Source organism: Phocaeicola sp. RTP21198st1_B8_RTP21198_201120 (assembly GCF_040929485.1).
In the GTDB taxonomy this organism is placed as follows: Bacteria; Bacteroidota; Bacteroidia; order Bacteroidales; family Bacteroidaceae; genus Phocaeicola; species Phocaeicola dorei.
Genome location: NZ_JBCOCI010000320.1, coordinates 1 through 1,495 on the forward strand (window position 1 = coordinate 1; position 1,495 = coordinate 1,495).

2 protein-coding genes are annotated in these 1,495 nt (G+C 51.8%); both read left to right on the forward strand.

Annotated features, from left to right (window positions below; all coding sequences use genetic code 11):
- Nucleotides 1–956: TolC family protein (locus tag AB5935_RS25865; RefSeq protein WP_368327857.1), on the forward strand; the 956-nt coding region annotated here is incomplete at its 5' end.
- Between the two features lie 10 nt (nucleotides 957–966).
- Nucleotides 967–1,495: TetR/AcrR family transcriptional regulator (locus AB5935_RS25870; protein ID WP_368327858.1), on the forward strand; the 529-nt coding region annotated here is incomplete at its 3' end.

Sequence of the window (1,495 nt, forward strand, 5' to 3'; positions counted from 1 at the left end):
CAACAGCGAAACGCCGTGCGAAAGCTGCCTACGAACAGAGCAAGGAATATGAACAGGCTGTCAAGACGCAGTTAGTAGCATCCGTTGCCAATACGTATTACACCTTGCTGATGCTCGATTCGCAGTATGAGATAGCTGTGGCTACCGAAGCTGCCTGGAAAGAAAGTGTAAATGCCACCCGTGCCATGAAAAAGGCCGGGATGGTGAATGAGGCCGGACTGGCGCAGACGGAGGCTACCTACTTCAATATATGTACCACCGTACTCGACCTGAAAGAGCAAATCAATCAGGCGGAAAATTCACTGGCACTTTTACTGGCAGAAACTCCTCACAAAATACAGCGTGGCAAATTGGGAAATCAACAGTTGCCGGAAAACTTCTCCGTGGGTGTTCCCTTACAGATGCTTGCCAACCGTCCTGACGTGCGTAGCGCAGAATTTTCGTTGGCACAGGCTTTCTATACAACGAATGCCGCACGTGCCGCTTTCTATCCTGCCATCACGTTGAGCGGCAGCGCAGGGTGGACCAACAGTGCAGGGAGCATGATTGTCAACCCGGGTAAGTTCCTGGCCTCCGCCGTGGCTTCCCTGACGCAGCCTTTGTTTAATAAAGGAGCGAACATCGCCCAACTGAAAATAGCGAAAGCCCAACAGGAGGAAGCCCGCCTTAGTTTCGAACAGACCTTGCTGAACGCAGGCGTGGAAGTGAACGAGGCACTGGTGCAGTACCAGACTGCCCGCGAGAAAGCCGACTACTACAACAAGCAGGTGGCTTCCCTGCAAACAGCAGCCAAAAGCACAAGCCTGTTGATGAAACATGGCAACACCACTTATCTGGAAGTATTGACCGCCCAACAGACGTTGCTCAACGCGCAACTGTCACAAGTGGCGAACCGCTTTACTGAAATCCAGGGCGTAATCACTTTGTATCAGGCATTGGGTGGCGGCCGTATGTAGGGAGGTATGTATGAATCCAGAAACACTGCGTTGCCGGATACTCGACTACACCAAGCGGGAAATGTACCAGCATGGTGCCGACGGGTTGACGATGGATGATATAGCCAGGGGAATGAAGATGTCGAAGCGGACACTCTACAAGCTCTTTCCCAGCAAAACGAGTCTGTTCCGTGTCTGTCTTTCTGATTTTGCTAACGGAATCAGAAGCCAGATCCAGCAAAAACAGATACGGATGGACAGCTCGTGCATGGAGGCACTTTTCATCACAGTGGATGGCTATCTCACCCTGCTTCATTCGCTGGGGAAGAAGTTGCTGATGGATATTGCTACCGACAGGGAATACCGTGCTGCTTTCGAGCGGGAGGAGGCTTTCTGGTTGCAGCAGTTGATTGATGTCTTGACGCATTGTAAGATTTGCGGTTATCTGCTTCCCGGAGTCGATCCCGACCGTTTTGCACCGGATTTGCAGGAGGTCATCTACCAGAGCAGCTTGCAAGGCACCCCGTACCTGGTGCAGCGTATGTTGAACTATACGCTTC